Source organism: Acinetobacter sp. GXMZU3951, assembly GCF_054457875.1.
The window spans coordinates 114,966-131,148 of record NZ_JBTLFO010000005.1; the positions used below are offsets into that span (position 1 = coordinate 114,966).

16 protein-coding genes are annotated in these 16,183 nt (G+C 40.5%); 10 read left to right on the forward strand and 6 right to left on the reverse strand.

Going from position 1 to position 16,183, the window contains the following annotated elements:
* Positions 1-51 precede the first annotated feature (51 nt).
* Complete coding sequence (locus ACX17N_RS09650) at positions 52-918, reverse strand: alpha/beta hydrolase family protein (protein WP_458892360.1); 867 nt, start codon at positions 916-918, stop codon at positions 52-54.
* A 106-nt stretch (positions 919-1,024) separates the two neighbouring features.
* Here ACX17N_RS09650 and ACX17N_RS09655 point away from each other — a divergent pair, with 106 nt between their 5' ends.
* On the forward strand, positions 1,025-1,483 hold the full coding sequence (locus ACX17N_RS09655) for a hypothetical protein (RefSeq protein WP_458892361.1): 459 nt from the start codon (positions 1,025-1,027) through the stop codon (positions 1,481-1,483).
* Positions 1,484-1,524: 41 nt separating this feature from the next.
* On the opposite strand, the gene ACX17N_RS09660 is transcribed toward ACX17N_RS09655, so the two are convergent.
* Together ACX17N_RS09660 and brnQ are read right to left on the reverse strand one after the other, a co-directional pair.
* Entirely contained in the window at positions 1,525-1,767 is a 243-nt protein-coding gene (locus ACX17N_RS09660) for a hypothetical protein (protein WP_458892362.1), read from the reverse strand.
* A 489-nt stretch (positions 1,768-2,256) separates the two neighbouring features.
* Positions 2,257-3,549: a branched-chain amino acid transport system II carrier protein gene (brnQ, locus tag ACX17N_RS09665; RefSeq protein ID WP_458892363.1), complete on the reverse strand. Its 1,293-nt coding sequence runs from the start codon at positions 3,547-3,549 to the stop codon at positions 2,257-2,259.
* 302 nt (positions 3,550-3,851) lie between these two features.
* Here brnQ and map point away from each other — a divergent pair, with 302 nt between their 5' ends.
* The gene (map, locus tag ACX17N_RS09670) at positions 3,852-4,649 is read left to right on the forward strand and encodes a type I methionyl aminopeptidase (RefSeq protein WP_458892364.1); all 798 of its coding nucleotides are present in this window, start codon (positions 3,852-3,854) and stop codon (positions 4,647-4,649) included.
* 261 nt (positions 4,650-4,910) lie between these two features.
* On the opposite strand, the gene ACX17N_RS09675 is transcribed toward map, so the two are convergent.
* Positions 4,911-5,816 carry a LysR family transcriptional regulator gene (locus ACX17N_RS09675; protein ID WP_458892365.1) on the reverse strand — a complete coding sequence of 302 codons (906 nt, stop codon included), beginning with the start codon at positions 5,814-5,816 and terminating at the stop codon, positions 4,911-4,913.
* Positions 5,817-5,956: 140 nt separating this feature from the next.
* Here ACX17N_RS09675 and ACX17N_RS09680 point away from each other — a divergent pair, with 140 nt between their 5' ends.
* A complete protein-coding gene (locus ACX17N_RS09680; protein ID WP_458892366.1) occupies positions 5,957-6,280 on the forward strand; it encodes a hypothetical protein in 324 nt (107 codons plus the stop codon).
* 50 nt (positions 6,281-6,330) lie between these two features.
* Here ACX17N_RS09680 and glnG read toward each other — a convergent pair whose 3' ends face one another.
* Together glnG and glnL are read right to left on the reverse strand one after the other, a co-directional pair.
* Complete coding sequence (gene glnG / locus ACX17N_RS09685) at positions 6,331-7,806, reverse strand: nitrogen regulation protein NR(I) (protein WP_458892367.1); 1,476 nt, start codon at positions 7,804-7,806, stop codon at positions 6,331-6,333.
* Complete coding sequence (gene glnL, locus ACX17N_RS09690; RefSeq protein WP_458892368.1) at positions 7,793-8,902, reverse strand: nitrogen regulation protein NR(II); 1,110 nt, start codon at positions 8,900-8,902, stop codon at positions 7,793-7,795. Before glnL ends, glnG begins: the two co-directional genes overlap by 14 nt.
* 351 nt (positions 8,903-9,253) lie before the next feature.
* On the opposite strand from glnL, the gene rimO reads away from it, so the two are divergent.
* From rimO to rseP, 7 genes are all read left to right on the forward strand, one after another.
* Positions 9,254-10,597, forward strand: a complete 1,344-nt coding sequence (gene rimO, locus ACX17N_RS09695) for a 30S ribosomal protein S12 methylthiotransferase RimO (RefSeq protein ID WP_458892369.1) — start codon at positions 9,254-9,256, stop codon at positions 10,595-10,597.
* Between the two features lie 51 nt (positions 10,598-10,648).
* Positions 10,649-11,377: a UMP kinase gene (pyrH, locus tag ACX17N_RS09700; RefSeq protein ID WP_458892370.1), complete on the forward strand. Its 729-nt coding sequence runs from the start codon at positions 10,649-10,651 to the stop codon at positions 11,375-11,377.
* Positions 11,378-11,456: 79 nt separating this feature from the next.
* Entirely contained in the window at positions 11,457-12,011 is a 555-nt protein-coding gene (frr, locus tag ACX17N_RS09705; protein WP_458892371.1) for a ribosome recycling factor, read from the forward strand.
* A gap of 5 nt (positions 12,012-12,016) precedes the next feature.
* A complete protein-coding gene (gene uppS, locus ACX17N_RS09710; RefSeq protein WP_458892372.1) occupies positions 12,017-12,769 on the forward strand; it encodes a polyprenyl diphosphate synthase in 753 nt (250 codons plus the stop codon).
* Between the two features lie 3 nt (positions 12,770-12,772).
* Entirely contained in the window at positions 12,773-13,597 is an 825-nt protein-coding gene (locus ACX17N_RS09715; RefSeq protein ID WP_458892373.1) for a phosphatidate cytidylyltransferase, read from the forward strand.
* Entirely contained in the window at positions 13,598-14,794 is a 1,197-nt protein-coding gene (gene ispC / locus ACX17N_RS09720) for a 1-deoxy-D-xylulose-5-phosphate reductoisomerase (RefSeq protein WP_458892374.1), read from the forward strand.
* Between the two features lies 1 nt (position 14,795).
* Positions 14,796-16,151, forward strand: coding sequence for an RIP metalloprotease RseP (gene rseP, locus ACX17N_RS09725; protein ID WP_458892375.1), 1,356 nt, complete (start codon positions 14,796-14,798; stop codon positions 16,149-16,151).
* The last annotated feature ends 32 nt before the right edge of the window (positions 16,152-16,183 follow it).

The window sequence follows — 16,183 nt, forward strand, 5'->3', positions numbered from 1 at the left end:
TAAAAAGGTTATTAAGTAAGATTGGAGCGTGTTGTTGGCTTAATGTCGAAACTAGATCCTGAATTGTTGTTCAATAACTTGCCATAAGTTGCGGTGTGATTTGCGGAACATGTGCATATGGCCAATGCTTTTGTGCTGATATTGCTGAGGTTTAAGTTCAATCATGGAGGTAGTGGCATTTGGATAGAGCTGAAGAAAAGCATTTACATTAGCAGGGGTGGCAATTTCATCATCAGAGGCCCAAATGGCAGTAATCGGGCATGTAATTTCAGCATGAAAGTCAGGTAGTTTTTCTTTTTTCACCGCATGCATGACATAACCCTGTGTCCCGCAAAATTGTGCCCATTGTTTGGCAACCTTCTTGGGTAGATTTTCTCCCATTCCAATCATTTTGGTTGCACCATAACCTTTCAGTTTGCTAGAAATTGGGAAAACAATATGAAACATAACTGGTGCAAGAAATTTGGTTTTGCCTTTGAGGTTATGAACATGACCTGTGGAACCTGCTACGGCAATGACTTTGGCGACTTTAGCATGGTTGGGGCTAATGCCTAAAAGTTGCCCGCCAGCGCTATGTCCGAGCAAAATTACTTTTTCTTTAGCAGTATGTGCGAGTAAGCAGTCTATCGCTGCTGTAATGTCTAATTGACCCCAGTCAACAATACTGGCATTAGACTGTTTAAGTGGACCGTGTAGGGAAGCACCGATACCTCTAAAGTCAAAACTCATGACGGTGTAGCCCATGCTACTTAGCCATTCTGCATAAGCATGATAAAACTCCTTAACAATTCCGGTTGCAGGGCAAATCAGGACTGGAAAGGGTTGATTTGAGCTATTCGGGGCGTGATAGAGTTTGGCGCTGAGCAGGTATCCATCTGCACATTTGATTTGAATGGACTTGGGTGAGGTGGTATTCATTATGACTATTCGATTCGTTGTTTGTCATTACTTTATCTAAGTTCCAAAAAGAAACTTGTATAATCTGTGACTCAAAAGTCAAAAATAACAGAAGAAAAGGGTAGGTATGGAGTTAAATGGATGGACATTTGCGGTGAAAATTTCCGTGATTTTTAGTGGGGTATTTTTATGGGTAGGCATGCTGACAGGGGTTTGGAAATATTGGCAGATCAAACAATCAGTACAAGCGCGTGCACATTATTATGTAGACATTGCACATCGCAGTAGTTTGTTGTACGCCCCTGCATGTTTAATTATAGCTGTGATGGCTAAGCTTGCGGTTTGGTCTGAAAGTTGGACGACAGTATTTGTGCTGACTAATCTAATATTTTTTAGTGCTTCAATTGTTAGTTATATTCTGCATGGTTTTTTGAAAGATACTTCCAATCAATTTAAAATTCCACACCAGCTAGGGAGTCGGATTTTACCGAAATGGATGATGTTGTGCTTTATGCTGGCTTTGATTGTAGGGGAATTATTTGCAACGGGGATGTTGCTTCTAGGCACAATTTTATATTTATTTTGAGAAATACAGTTTTAAAGATGGATGAATAATCATCCATCTTGTTAATCGGTTTGCTTAGACTTTTTCTGGGAACGATATTTCTGATCAATAATCGCCCAGCTATAAAATGCAGCAGAGACAAAAAGCGCGTAGGCAAAATATTCGGCTTTTAGATGTCCTTGAATTAATCCATGAAATAGCAAAGTTAACATTAAGGCCACAGTGGTGCTTAAATAGGTGACCATGTTTTTATTTGCCTTCAGAGCGTTAATGAAGACTTGCTTGTTGAAATGTAATGATAACATCTCCATCCCTCCTATAAGTTTGACCGAAACCTAAGTGTTTTGGTCGGATTGGTTACTTATGTTGTACTGCGTATTTAAGGGTATTTCAATAGCGAATACCTTTATTTAATGAAAAAAGTATTGCATATATGAAAATTTATATGTTGGATTGTTTATTTTATAAATAGTTCATATTTCATTTGGTAATGAAATTCCTAGCATACTGTGATTACACGATATGCATGTTTAAACTAGATTTATATGCCTGACACTTAGCCTAATCCGATATTCGGAAAAACTTAATTGTGCTTAAGTCTTATAAAGCAAAAATTAGACCAGTTTTTGATGGGAGAGGGATTTGTAGATTGTGGGTGATCACTCGCAGGGCGAGTTATTGCTTGAAGCTGCGAAAAGTAAACAATAAAGGTTGATTTGGGTAAAACCGACATTTATTGGTCACACTTAAAATCGTCTTTGGGTAAAATCGGATTTTAATCACAAATAGAAAGCTTATTTTCTAAATTTGTCGCAGATCAAGGCAATAACCAAGACCACTAAAGATGGGATTAGCCACGCGAGGTTTTGTTCATTTAAAGGCAAATGTTGAATTGCTTCAGGTAAAAAAGCATTTAATTCAGCAGCTTTTAAGCCTTCAAGAATGCCAAAGATAAAAGCAATCGCTGTTACAGGGGCAATTACAGCAGGTGGATTTTTCCAGAACTTAGCAAAGAAGCTCAGCATAATGACCACGATTGCTGGTGGATAAATTGCACATAATACAGGTACTGACACGGCAATCAGTTTGGTTAAACCTAGGTTTGAAATGAGTAGAGAAAAACCAATCAAAATGAAGACTAAAACTTTATATGGAATTTTAGTTAGTTCTGAAAAGTATTCTGCACAAGCACAAGTTAAACCAATTGCGGTTACCATGCAGGCAAGGAAAATCATACCTGTTAGGAAGATTGAGCCCAAATCACCAAAAGCATGTTGTACATAAGCATGCAAAATAATTGCGCCATTGGCAGCATTTGGTGCAACTTCGTGGCTGCCTAAGCCTAGCTTAAATAAACTGAGATAAACCAGTGTTAAGCCAATGCCGGAAATAAGGCCTGCAATGACCGCGTATTTGGTCACGAGTTTTTTGTCAGTAACACCACGTGAGTGAATCGCGTGAATAATAACAATACCAAAAACTAATGCGCCTAAAGTGTCCATGGTAAGGTAACCATTGACAAAGCCTTCAGATACAGGGCTTGTTGCATAATTATGAATTGCTGGCGGAATATATCCAGCTGGAATTAAGAATGCAGCTATACCAAGAACAGCTAGAGAAATGATCTTAATTGGTGCAAGGAAATGTCCCACGGTATCCAGTAGTTTGTTTGGATATAGTGAAACCAAAGTCACGATAGCAAAATAGATGACACTGTAAATAAACAGGCTATTTGCTGATGTACCAAAATAAGATGAGAACCCAATTTCATAAGAAACTGTTGCGGTTCGTGGTGTGGCAAAGAGTGGTCCAACAGCCAAATAACAGACAACTGTTAAGATTAAGCTGGCAACTCGGCCTAGGGGTGAGCTAAGCAGTTGAATTGAACCTTCAACACGTGAAAGTGCAATAATGGTGATTACAGGTAAACCAACAGCAGTAACGAGAAAGCCAGCGGCAGCTAGCCAAACGTGTTCACCTGCTTGTTGAGCAACAATAGGAGGAAAGATAATGTTGCCTGCTCCAATGAACAGAGCAAAGGTCATAAAACCTAAGGCAATAATATCTCTAGTTCGAAGATTCGTCATATCAGGAGAAGCATTGACTCAAAACACGCGATTCTAGTAGAAAAATAAGGACTTGGGAAAATTTTTTATAGGTAATATGAATTTTTTTTATACAATCTTTCGAGTATTTAAGGATGTGTTTTAAATATATTGCTGAAAATGGGTGAAAAAATACTAAACAGGCTGTTTAGAAAGTTTATATATTTTTATGTCGCAAATGACCTGCATTTCTTGAGTCTTCTGGAAATGGGGTGGATATTGCGAATACGGCTTTTTTTAATGAAAAGGATTATAATGCCAGCATCATTTAAGAGGGTGAGGATATGCTAGCTGCTTCAGTAGTCATTAAAACTGAACAAGATATTGAAAAACTGCGTGTGTCAGGGCGATTGGCAGCACAGGTTTTGGCAATGATTGGCGAGCATGTTAAACCAGGGGTGAGTACCGAATATCTGGATGATATTTGTTACGACTATATTGTGAATACCTTAAAAGTCACACCTGCCAATATTGGCTACTATGGTTATACCAAAACCACCTGTATTTCTCCTAATGAAGTGGTTTGTCATGGTATCCCTTCTGCAACTCGAATCTTGCAGGATGGAGATATTATTAATATTGATGTGGCGATCATTAAGGATGGTTATTTTGGTGATACCAGTCGCATGTATTATGTGGGAAGTATAAAACCCGAGGCAAAAAAACTGGTGGATACAACTTACGAAGCCATGCTAGCGGGTATTCAAGCAGTCAAACCTGATGCAACCCTAGGTGATATTGGTTTTGCGATCCAGTCTGTGGCGCAGCGCGAAGGTTTTAGTGTGGTGAAGGATTATTGTGGGCACGGCATTGGTAAGGTTTATCATGAACAGCCAAGTGTTCTGCATTATGGTCAACCAGGACAGGGTTTAAAGCTTAAGCAAGGTATGGTCTTTACCATTGAACCAATGATCAATATTGGTCGGGGTACAGTTAAAGAACTAAAAGATGGCTGGACTGTGGTGACGACCGATAAATCATTATCGGCACAATGGGAACATATGGTTGCTGTTACTGAAACGGGATTTGAATTGCTCACGCCATGGCCTGAAGGGACTGGTGACTATCCTGAAATCACGTGACAAAGTGATGAAATCATGCATTAGACTTAAGTCTAATTGGTGTGGTTGATTGGCTATATTAATCGTTATTTCTGATTTATTTAGAATAGGATGATATAGATCGCTGGGCTGCAGAATGTCTGAGTGACTTCTATTATTGTTTTTTTCTATTTGATTGATTTGTGCTCAATCCCTAAAATGCACGCCAAGATTCTAGCTGTAGTTTCTTGTTTCTCTTTTTCAAGCTTATCCTCCTCGGATAAGCTTTTTTTTTTTGAATATTTATGCATGATTTCGAGTGAGATGCTCAACAAGATAGTCAATAAAGACGCGAACGGCTGGGAGTTGTCCTCTACGTGATGGATAAACGGCATGAAAAATGCCGTGCGGTGCTTTCCACTCAGGCAGTACACGAACCAATTCACCAGTTTTCAGGTAGTCTTGCACAATTGAGTCTGGAAGTAAGGCAATGCCACAGTCTTGACGGGCTAATTGCGCTAGCATCATCAAATCTGAACCCATCACAACTGGATTCACTTTGACTTTTTTCTGATGGTTCTGATTGTCATGTACAATAATTTGCTGATCTAAATGTTCATCGGCCATGCTTAAAATATGATGATGTGCTAAATCTTCAGGCTGCTTTAATTCGCCAAACTGATTTAAGTAAGCTTGACTGGCAAATAAATGTTGTTCGATATATTCAAATTTTCTTAAAATCAAACTTGGATCATCATCCAGATTTGAACGAACTCGTAGGGCTATATCAATACCTTCATTAATCACATCGACTCGTCGGTTGCTCACTAAAAGTTGAACTTTAATTTCAGGATATTTCTTGAGAAAGCCCGGCAAAATTTTGGTCATTTCGTTTTGAGCAATCGATACGGGTAAGCTGACTTTAATCACACCGCGAGGTTCTACACTGAGGTGGTCGACAAGGTCATGTGCGGCTTGCGCAGCATTCATCATGACTTGAGCGTGTCGGTAGACATTCATGCCGATTTCAGTCACTGCAAAATGCCTTGAGCTACGTTGTATTAATCGAACACCAAGATGCTCTTCTAAATTATAAACGCGACGACTGAGTTTTGATTTGGGGATATCTGTAGCCCGTTCTGCTGCGCTAAATCCACCATGTTCGACCACTAGGGCAAAACAATAAAAATCATCAAGATCGGATAACATTTATAATTCCATTTATGCAACGATATTTGAAATTTAGATTTAATGTTGCAACTTGTCAATTTTAAAATCGTATGTGGATGACATATAAATTTTGTGATGAATCCTTTAGACTGCCATTTATTTGCTAAAGATGATGAAAGATGTTTCAACAGATCATTGAGGTGAACTCGGCTGACAGTAATATCTGCTGTCCAATTTGCCAGCATGCAGTGGTGGATTGGTCTGAGGAACAATATGTTCAGCCTTGTGAGCACACTTTGTTTATTGCCATGGATTTGGGTTTTGAGTTTATTGCTGATCGTTTTGAACAGCAGATGCCACGTACAGTCGATGAAATTCACGCAGATGAATCGGCTAATTTTTTTGAAGAAATCCAGAAAGCTCATTATGACGGTGTGATTTTGGTGCGTTCGGAGTTGGGTGTCGAGAATATGTATCGTTATACAGGTTTTGCAGCCATTTAAGGGCAGTGATTGAATAAAAAAGCTCCTTAAAGGAGCTTTTTTACTGGGGATTAACCTTCGATTTCTTCTTCGATGTCATCATCCGCCGTATCCATACCGAGTTCTTTGAGTTTGCGGGTCAGTGTATTACGCCCCCAACCTAAAAGTTCAGCCGCATGGCGTTTGCGACCACGCGTTTGTTGTAGTGCGGCATTAATTAAGGTGCGCTCGAACATTGGTGTGGCTATGTCTAAAATTTTCATTTCGCCATTTTTGAGTTTTTGAATTGCCCATTGACCTAATAATTCATCCCAGTGATGGAGTGAGATACGATCGAAATGAGGTGTTGCAGCTTGTTCAGAAGATTTCTCAATCGGAATTTGTTTCAATTCAGAAGGTAAGTCTTCCGGATAGACTTCACGACCTGTAATCATGACGGTCAACCAGCGACAGGTATTTTCTAGCTGGCGCACGTTACCTGGCCATGGTAATTGCTGCATGTATTCTTGTGTTTCATGACGCAAGATTTTTGGGCTGACTCCAAGCTCTTTACCAGCACGTGCCAAGAAGTGCTGCGCCAGCATAGGAATATCTTCGCTACGGTGCGCAAGTTTTGGGATGTGAATACGAATCACGTTAAGGCGATGGTATAAGTCTTCGCGGAAACGACCTTCATTGACCAGCTTTTCTAAATCTTGGTGGGTTGCGGCAACAATTCGCACATCGACTTTTACTGGGATATGTCCACCGACACGATAGAACTCGCCATCTGCCAGGACACGTAATAATCGTGTTTGAGTTTCAAAAGGCATATCGCCAATTTCATCGAGGAATAGCGTGCCACCATTGGCTTGTTCAAAACGGCCTTGACGTTGTGTATTGGCACCGGTAAAGGCACCTTTTTCATGGCCAAATAACTCAGTTTCAATCAGGTCTTTGGGAATGGCAGCCATATTTAAGGCAATAAAAGGTTTGCTGCTACGTGGCGAGTGGCGATGTAAAGCATGTGCCACCAACTCTTTACCAGTGCCGGATTCGCCATTAATCAGCACGGTAATATGGGATTGGGACAAGCGACCAATGGCACGGAACACTTCTTGCATTGCAGGAGATTCACCAATAATCTCGGTAGATTGAATTGGTGACACTGTTTTGGCAGATTCTTGTTGTTGTAGCTTGGTGATGTGCAAGATAGCGCGGTTGACCAATGCTAAAGCTTCATCAATATCAAAAGGTTTTGGCAGGTATTCAAAAGCACCTGTTTGATAACTCGATACGGCTGATTCAAGATCCGAATGCGCCGTCATAATAATGACCGGTAAATCTGGATAGTTGCTCTTTACTTTTGCTAAAAAGGTCAGACCATCAATTCCCGGCATACGAATGTCAGTTAAAATGACATCAGGGGCATCGGTGGCAAGTTGATCTAAAGCAGATTGAGCTTCTTCAAAACTGGTGACATCGAAACCTTCTTCTTTGAATGTTTTTTCTAGCACCCATCGCATGGCGCGATCATCATCAATTACCCATATTTTATTTCGCGACATGGTTAGACTCCCAAGGTAAATATAAGCTAAATACTGTTTTTCCAGGAACAGATTGACATTCAATCATTCCGTTATGTTGATGCATTATGTTTTGTGCAATACTGAGTCCCAAGCCTGTGCCTTTGGCACGACCTGTGACCAGTGGGTAAAAAACTGATTCTAAAATTTCTTCTGGTACGCCAGGCCCATTGTCTTCAATGTCGACTCTGACTGCTGAACGATTCAGCACACCATTAATGGTGACCAAACGTTGAATGCGTGTTCTTAACACCAGTTCAGGCTGATGTTCGGTAAAGAAATCTTTATTTTCCATCATGGCTTGTACGGCATTGACGCTGATATTCAGCATTACTTGAATCAGTTGATCCCGATCGGCTTTGACTTCAGGTAGTGACAAGTCATAGTCTCGAGTAATCTTAATTTTCTTTTTGGTTTGATTGGCAATCAGTGAGCGGACGCGTTCCAGTGGTTCATGCACATTCACAGGTTCATAGCTAGGTAATTGACGTGAACCGAGCATGGTATCGGCAAGATTACGCAGTCGATCAACTTCACTAATAATAATGTCAGTGAACTCGGCGTACTCTGGATTATTTAAGCTACGTGCGAGAAGTTGAGTCGCGCCTCGAATGCCACCTAAAGGATTTTTAATTTCATGTGCGACACCACGAATCAGTTGGCGTGCGACTTGATGTTGCTGAATTAAATTTTCTTCTTTGGAGATTTTTAGCATCCGATCAATAGGATTCAGCTCAATTAAAAGTAAAGGATGATAGGGTTTGCCTGCATTGAGTTGAGAGACGGTGTAGTCCACGTGAATGTCTTTGAAGTTAACATTTATTGTTGCTTCACGACGTGTATAAGGTTGACCTGTGGCTAAAGTGTTTAATAATGCTTCTTCTGTATTAAATTCATCATTTGGCATATGCAGCAAATTTAGGACAGGTTGCCCATTTGCTCGCAATAAACTCATATCAAACAATGACTCGCATGATGAGTTTAAATAAAAAATATTAAGTTTACTGTCGACAAGCAAAATTGCGGTGGTCAAATTGTCCACCAAAACGCGGTAGTCGATAGTATGTGGCTGATCCATTAGCGAGGGTATCCTGTGTTAAAATGGCGCAATGGCATCTTCAAAAAGCAATTTATGGTCCAATCTTGGAACGCAATTGATGCAAATTAAGCAAAATGCACGCCAACTTTAAATTCAACGTGTCAAAGTTGAACCTTTATTAAAAAAATGCGCTGAAATTGGACTTTATTGAAATTGTAAGGCGAAGATCTAAGATAAATAACTTTTAAAATGTATCAAAATGGTGCAAATGTAAATATATAAAGCAAACAGTGGATTAATTTTGGTGCATTACACAAAGAGTCGACTTTCCACCTATTCTTATCAATAGAAAAGTCTTACAATACGCGCATTCTAGTGGAGCGCAGATTCATGAAGTCCCCCAAAGTCGGTTTTGTTTCTTTAGGTTGTCCTAAGGCATTGGTAGATTCTGAACGAATTTTAACTCAGTTAAAGACTGAAGGTTATGATGTGGCATCAGATTATGATGGTGCTGATTTGGTTGTTGTTAATACCTGTGGTTTTATTGAATCTGCAGTACAAGAATCATTGGATGCGATTGGCGAAGCAATGAGCGCCAATGGTAAAGTTATTGTGACGGGATGTTTGGGTAAAGACGAAGATAAAATTCGTGAAATGCACCCGAATGTCTTAAAAGTTACAGGTGCGGCAGCCTATCAGGATGTTATGGAGGCGGTACACGAGTATGTGCCAGCACCCCCTAAGCACAATCCATTTATTGATTTAGTGCCAGAACAAGGGATTCGTTTAACCCCTAAACATTATGCATATTTGAAAATATCGGAAGGCTGTAACCATCGTTGTACCTTCTGTATTATCCCGAGCATGCGTGGTGACTTGGTATCACGTCCGGTTGGTTCTGTACTTGATGAAGCGGCTGCATTAAAACGTGCAGGCGTAAAAGAAGTTTTGGTGATTTCTCAAGATACTTCTGCTTATGGTGTAGATACCAAATATAAGCTGGATTTCTGGAATGGTCAGCCAGTTAAAACCAAATTCTATGACATGTGTGAAGCCTTAGGTCAAATGGGGATCTGGGTTCGTTTACACTATGTTTATCCATATCCGCATGTTGATGCTGTAATTGATTTAATGGCACAAGGCAAAATCTTGCCTTATTTGGACATTCCTTTTCAGCACGCCAGTCCGCGCATCTTAAAATTGATGAAGCGACCAGCACATAGTGAAAACACTTTAGAGCGTCTGAAATTATGGCGTGAAAAATGTCCGGAATTGGTGATTCGCTCAACTTTTGTGGTGGGCTTCCCAGGTGAAACTGAAGAAGACTTCCAAATGTTGCTGGATTGGTTGAAAGAAGCACAATTGGATCGCGTAGGTTGCTTTACTTATTCTCCTGTAGAAGGGGCAACTGCGAATGATCTGCCAGATCATGTGTCTGAAGAAATTAAACAAGAGCGCTATGAGCGTTTTATGGAAGTACAGCAGGAGATTTCTGCTGCCAAGCTTCAAAAACGTATTGGTCAAGTCATGACAGTTTTGGTTGATGATCTCGAAGAAGAGTTCCCAGTTGCGGTTGCACGCTCATATGCAGATGCACCAGAAATTGATGGGAATGTCTTTGTAGAGGATATTGACAAGCGTCTGATTAAAGCAGGTGATTTACTTGAGGTTGAAATTACCGATGCTGATGAATATGACTTGTTTGCCAAGCTGATTCGTATTAAGTCGGCATAAGCGAATTCTTGAAAAGATAAAAATAGATATTAAGTTAATTTGGAGTTTGGAATGTCAGATTCAAAGAACCCACGCTATTCACGCATTTTGCTTAAGCTTTCGGGTGAGGCACTTGCGGGAAATAAAGACATGGGTATTGATGCGCAAGTATTAGATCAAATGTCTTTATCTATTGCTCACTTGGTTGGTTTGGGTGTGCAAGTGGGTATCGTTGTTGGTGGCGGTAATTTATATCGTGGCAGCCAGTTGCAAAAAGATGGTTTGGTTGGTCGTGTAACAGGCGACCAAATGGGTATGTTGGCGACGGTAATGAATGGTTTGGCAATGCGTGATGCGTTGGTACGCCGTAATATCAAAACACGTTTAATGTCAGCATTGCCAATTGGTACAGTGGTTGAGTCTTACTCAAGCCGTGATGCAATTCGTCATCTTACTCAAGGTGAAGTTTGTGTATTTGTTGCGGGCACGGGTAATCCATTCTTTACTACAGATACAGCAGCTTGTTTGCGTGGTATTGAAATTGAGGCGAGCCTCATTTTGAAAGCGACTAAAGTAGACGGTGTTTATAATAAAGACCCAAGCAAATTTGACGATGCAGTAAAATATGATCACTTAACATTCGATCGAGTGTTGGATGAAAAGTTAGGTGTGATGGATTTAACAGCAATTTGTTTATGTCGTGACCATAATGTGCCATTGCAAGTGTTTGATATGAACAAATCTGGCGCGTTACTTTCTGTAGTTATGGGTGAAAAAGAAGGGACTCACGTTACGAACTAATGTACGTGAGCCTGAAAGCTCTTTATACTACACGCTATTTTAGTAATTACATCTTATAGAATTAAGTAAGGAAGATCATATGATTAACGATCTTAAAAAAGACGCAGAAGACCGTATGAACAAGTCACTTGACTCGTTGGAACATGGTTTTGCAAAAGTTCGTACTGGGCGAGCACATCCATCCATTCTGAACGGCGTAATGGTTCCTTACTATGGCTCTGATGTGCCTTTAAATCAGGTTGCTAACGTTGGTGTTGAAGATTCGCGTACTTTAATCGTTCAGCCGTTTGAGCGTTCAATGGTGGCTGCGATTGATAAGGCTATTCGTGAATCAGATTTGGGTCTTAACCCAATCACTGCGGATGCTATTCGTGTACCAATGGCGGCTTTAACTGAAGAAACACGTCGTGATATGCAAAAAGTTGCACGTAACGAAGCTGAAAATGCCAAAGTTGCGATTCGTAACATCCGTCGTGATGTCTTGGGTGACCTTAAAGCATTATTGAAAGAAAAAGAAATTTCTGAAGATGATGAGCGTCGTGCTGGTGATGACATTCAAAAAATCACGGATAAATACGTTGCTGAAGTTGAAAAGCGTTTGGCTGCAAAAGAAGCTGAATTGATGAAGGTCTAAGATTAATGACCGCATCTGAAGACATTACACATCTTCCAAAACATGTTGCCATCATTATGGATGGCAACAATCGTTTTGCTAAAAAAATGCAAATGCAAAAAGGTGCAGGACATCGTGAAGGTAAAAATGTCCTTGATCCGATTGTAGAGCATTGTCGAAAAAGAAATATTCAAGCCTTAACCGTTTTCGCGTTTTCAAGTGAGAATTGGAATAGACCTCAGTTTGAGGTGGATTTGCTGATGAATTTGTTGGAAGAAACAATTCATGAGCAAATCCCGCGAATGGAAAAATTTGAAATTGCCTTGCGATTTATTGGTGATCGTTCTCGCTTATCTCCGCATTTACGTGAGTTGATGTTGCAAGCTGAGCAAAGGACTGCTAAGTTCACTGAAATGACTTTGACCATTGCGGTCAGTTATGGTGGTATGTGGGACATGGCTCAAGCGGCACAGCAAATTGCTAAAGAGGTAAAGGCTGGGGCGCTTGAAGTTGAGCAAATCAATACCGAGCTGATGGGGCGGTATATTAGTATGTCAGATTTGCCGGCTGTGGATTTGCTGATTCGTACAGGTGGGGATTATCGATTGTCGAATTTCTTGCTCTGGCAAGCAGCATATGCTGAGTTGTATTTTACAGAAACCTTATGGCCTGAATTCGATGTGCAAGAGTTTGATCATGCATTAGAAGTTTTTGCAGGGCGTGAGCGACGTTTTGGTAAAACATCTGAGCAAATTCAACAAGATAAAATCGAGAATTAATAAATGTTAGAGCGGATTATTACCGCATTGGTATTGGTGGCTGTGGTACTTAGTTGTATGTTCGCCACCCAATCACAGTATCCAATGTTGATTCTGATGATGATTGCCGCTGGGGTTGCCGGTTATGAGTGGTTTAAACTCATGCCAAGAAAAACAAATCACATTATCAAGCCTTTTGCATGGAGCTATGGACTGCTTACTGCTGCAGTTGCAACTTTAGCTCTATATTTTAAAGATATTGCACTTTTATTGTGGTGTGCGTCCATTTTGTCTTGGTTGGTCAGTGTCTACTGGGTAAAAAACTACCCAGAATATGATGGCTGGTATAACAATAGCCTGTATTTCTTAGGTTTTGTGTTGGTTGCTGCGGCCGTGACTGCAATTTTTGCGTTGTGGTTTAGTTCGCCATGGTGGTTGATGTATCTGTTCTTGTTGGTTTGGGGCGCAGATAGTGGTGCATACTTTGTTGGGCGTAAGTTCGGGAAGAAAAAACTTGCCCCAGATGTAAGTCCAAATAAATCTATAGAAGGTTTGTATGGTGGAATTTTTACTTCAATGATCATTGTCATTGTGGTTGAGGTTTTATATCTAGATTTAACTTTAGCACAACATATTTTGTTCCTGATTCTGTCTATAGTCACTGTATTTAGTTCGGTACTCGGTGATTTATTCGAGTCGATGATCAAGCGTCGTGCAGGAATCAAGGATTCTGGTCGAATTTTACCTGGACATGGTGGCGTGTTGGATCGAATCGATTCATTGCTTGCTGCAGCACCTATCTTTGCAGCGGGTATGTATGTGTTAAAACTAATTGGCGTAGATTTGTAAATGTCACAAGCTGTTTGTATCTTAGGTGTAACAGGTTCTATTGGTCAAAGTACCTTAAAAATACTGCAACAGCATCCTGAAGATTATTCAGTCTTTGCAATATCCGCATTCAGTCGGATTCAGGAGCTGGTGCAGATATGTAAACAGTTTCGACCAAAGGTCGTAGTGGTTCCGTCTGACAAGGAAGTGGAATTGCGTCAGCTTTTTACGCAAGAACATCTTTGTGATATTGAAGTCTTGTTTGATGAAGCAGGCTTGCAAGCAGTTGCGCGACATCCTGAAGTCGATGTGGTGATGGCAGCGATTGTGGGAGCAGCAGGTTTGTTACCGACATTGGCAGCTGTGCAGGCGGGTAAGCGGGTCTTGTTGGCGAATAAAGAAGCATTGGTGATGTCGGGTGACATCATGATGCAGGCTGCACGCGAGCATGGTGCTTTATTGTTACCGGTAGATTCTGAGCACAATGCCATTTTTCAATGCCTACCTGAACAATATATAAATGAAGAGCGTAATGGTCAGCCTAAATTAGGGGTATCTCGTCTTTTATTGACGGCTTCGGGTGGTCCATTTCTAAATCATTCATTAGAACAACTGCATAACGTTACACCAGAGCAAGCTTGTAAACACCCCAACTGGTCGATGGGGCAAAAAATTTCTGTTGATTCAGCGACTTTAATGAATAAAGGGCTGGAGTTGATAGAAGCGTGTCATCTATTTGCAATTTCAGAACATTTTGTAACAATTGTGGTGCATCCACAGAGTATTATTCACTCCATGGTTCAATATGTTGATGGTTCAACTTTGGCGCAGATGGGGAATCCAGATATGTGTACCCCAATTGCACATGCCTTAGCTTGGCCTAAGCGGATTGATACTCATGTTCCAGCTTTGGATTTATTTGTAAATCATCAGCTTAATTTTCAGGAACCAGATACTCAGCGTTTCCCAGCATTAAGATTGGCTCGCCAATCCATGCAAGCTGGTGGCTTGGCTCCTGCAATATTAAATGCAGCGAATGAGATTGCGGTGGCATCTTTCTTGCAAAAGCAGATTCGATTTACGGATATTCCAGTAGTGGTTGAACATACCTTGAATCAGGTTGAAAATGGTTCTGCAAACTCTATTGATTTAATTCTACAAGCCGATTCAACTGCCAGATCAATTGCTCAGCAGTTTGTAAGCAGTAAAGGAAGCTAAGATGAATGCCTTGTTTATTATTGTTGCAGCAATTTTATTGCTCGGGCCTCTCATTGCAATTCATGAGTTCGGACATTATTTTGTAGCACGTAAACTAGGCGTTAAAGTTTTAGTTTATTCCATCGGGTTTGGTCCAACTATTTTAAAATGGACATCGAAGAAGTCAGGTATTCAGTATCAGCTGTCTGCTTTGCCTTTAGGTGGTTACGTGAAGATGTTGGATGAGCGTGAAGGAAATGTTGCTGAAGCGGATTTACCTTATGCATTTAACCGCCAACATCCTTGGAAACGTATTGCAATTGTTGCAGCTGGACCGCTGATTAACCTTGTTTTTGCAGTTTTACTGTTTTGGGTGCTTTTTTTACCAGCACAAGAACAGTTAAACACGCGTGTCGGTAAGGTCTTAGCAAATACACCAGCTGCTGCAGTGCAAATGCAGGTTGGCGATAAAATTACAGCTGTGGATGGTGCAAAAACTAGTACATGGGAACAGTTGAATTTTGCCTTGGTGGATCGTGCTGGTGAGACGGGTGTGATTCATATCGATGCAGATCGAAATGGGCAAACACAATCCTTTGAATTGCCAATTCAGAACTTTTTAAAAGATCAAAATCAATCCCCTTTAGATAGTCTGGGTTTTATTCCTTATCGTCCATATATTCCTGCTACCGTCATGAAATTAAGTGAAGATGGTGCGGCAATTCGTCAAGGGATGAGAGAGGGTGACCGTATTGTGGCGATTGATGGCGTGAAGATGAAAGACTGGTTTGATGTGGTTGAGGTGGTTCAAGCTTCGCCTGAAAAATTGCTGAAGATTGATGTTCTGCGTCAAAATCAATTGATTCATCTGGAGGTTATGCCGCAAGGTAAGCGAGATAACATGGGCAATGTATCTGGTGTGCTTGGTGTGCAGAGCAATCCTGGAAAAGTGGTTATCCCAGAAGAATATAAACAAACCATTCAATATGGTCCACTGGAAGCGTTTGGTAAAGCAGTGGATAAGACTGGACAAATTAGTACCATGATTCTCAACTCAATTGTGAAAATGGTTCGTGGTTTAATAGGTTTGGAGAATTTATCTGGACCGATCACGATTGCTAAAGTTGCTGGGCAAAGTGCTGAAATGGGATGGCAAACATTTATTTCGTTTATGGCACTGATGAGTGTAAGCTTGGGAATATTAAATTTGTTGCCTATCCCAATGCTAGATGGTGGACATCTGGTTTATTACTTTGTTGAACTGATTCGTGGTAAACCTGTTTCTGAACAAATACAATTGGTTGGTTTAAAAATTGGTATGGTACTGCTGGGTAGCATGATGCTCCTTGCATTATTTAATGACTTTATGCGTTTATAACAACGTTGCTTTGAAATTAACATTGGAAAAGA

Bases quoted from the DNA above. Each gene is read 5' to 3' on its own strand.
- ACX17N_RS09675 (WP_458892365.1), bottom strand. From the start codon at position 5,816: ATGTTATCCGATCTTGATGATTTTTATTGTTTTGCCCTAGTGGTCGAA.
- glnG (WP_458892367.1), bottom strand. From the start codon at position 7,806: ATGTCGCGAAATAAAATATGGGTAATTGATGATGATCGCGCCATGCGA.
- uppS (WP_458892372.1), top strand. From the start codon at position 12,017: ATGACCGCATCTGAAGACATTACACATCTTCCAAAACATGTTGCCATC.
- frr (WP_458892371.1), top strand. From the start codon at position 11,457: ATGATTAACGATCTTAAAAAAGACGCAGAAGACCGTATGAACAAGTCA.
- pyrH (WP_458892370.1), top strand. From the start codon at position 10,649: ATGTCAGATTCAAAGAACCCACGCTATTCACGCATTTTGCTTAAGCTT.
- rimO (WP_458892369.1), top strand. From the start codon at position 9,254: ATGAAGTCCCCCAAAGTCGGTTTTGTTTCTTTAGGTTGTCCTAAGGCA.
- ACX17N_RS09655 (WP_458892361.1), top strand. From the start codon at position 1,025: ATGGAGTTAAATGGATGGACATTTGCGGTGAAAATTTCCGTGATTTTT.
- glnL (WP_458892368.1), bottom strand. From the start codon at position 8,902: ATGGATCAGCCACATACTATCGACTACCGCGTTTTGGTGGACAATTTG.
- ACX17N_RS09715 (WP_458892373.1), top strand. From the start codon at position 12,773: ATGTTAGAGCGGATTATTACCGCATTGGTATTGGTGGCTGTGGTACTT.
- ACX17N_RS09660 (WP_458892362.1), bottom strand. From the start codon at position 1,767: ATGTTATCATTACATTTCAACAAGCAAGTCTTCATTAACGCTCTGAAG.
- rseP (WP_458892375.1), top strand. From the start codon at position 14,796: ATGAATGCCTTGTTTATTATTGTTGCAGCAATTTTATTGCTCGGGCCT.
- ispC (WP_458892374.1), top strand. From the start codon at position 13,598: ATGTCACAAGCTGTTTGTATCTTAGGTGTAACAGGTTCTATTGGTCAA.
- ACX17N_RS09650 (WP_458892360.1), bottom strand. From the start codon at position 918: ATGAATACCACCTCACCCAAGTCCATTCAAATCAAATGTGCAGATGGA.
- map (WP_458892364.1), top strand. From the start codon at position 3,852: ATGCTAGCTGCTTCAGTAGTCATTAAAACTGAACAAGATATTGAAAAA.
- brnQ (WP_458892363.1), bottom strand. From the start codon at position 3,549: ATGACGAATCTTCGAACTAGAGATATTATTGCCTTAGGTTTTATGACC.
- ACX17N_RS09680 (WP_458892366.1), top strand. From the start codon at position 5,957: ATGTTTCAACAGATCATTGAGGTGAACTCGGCTGACAGTAATATCTGC.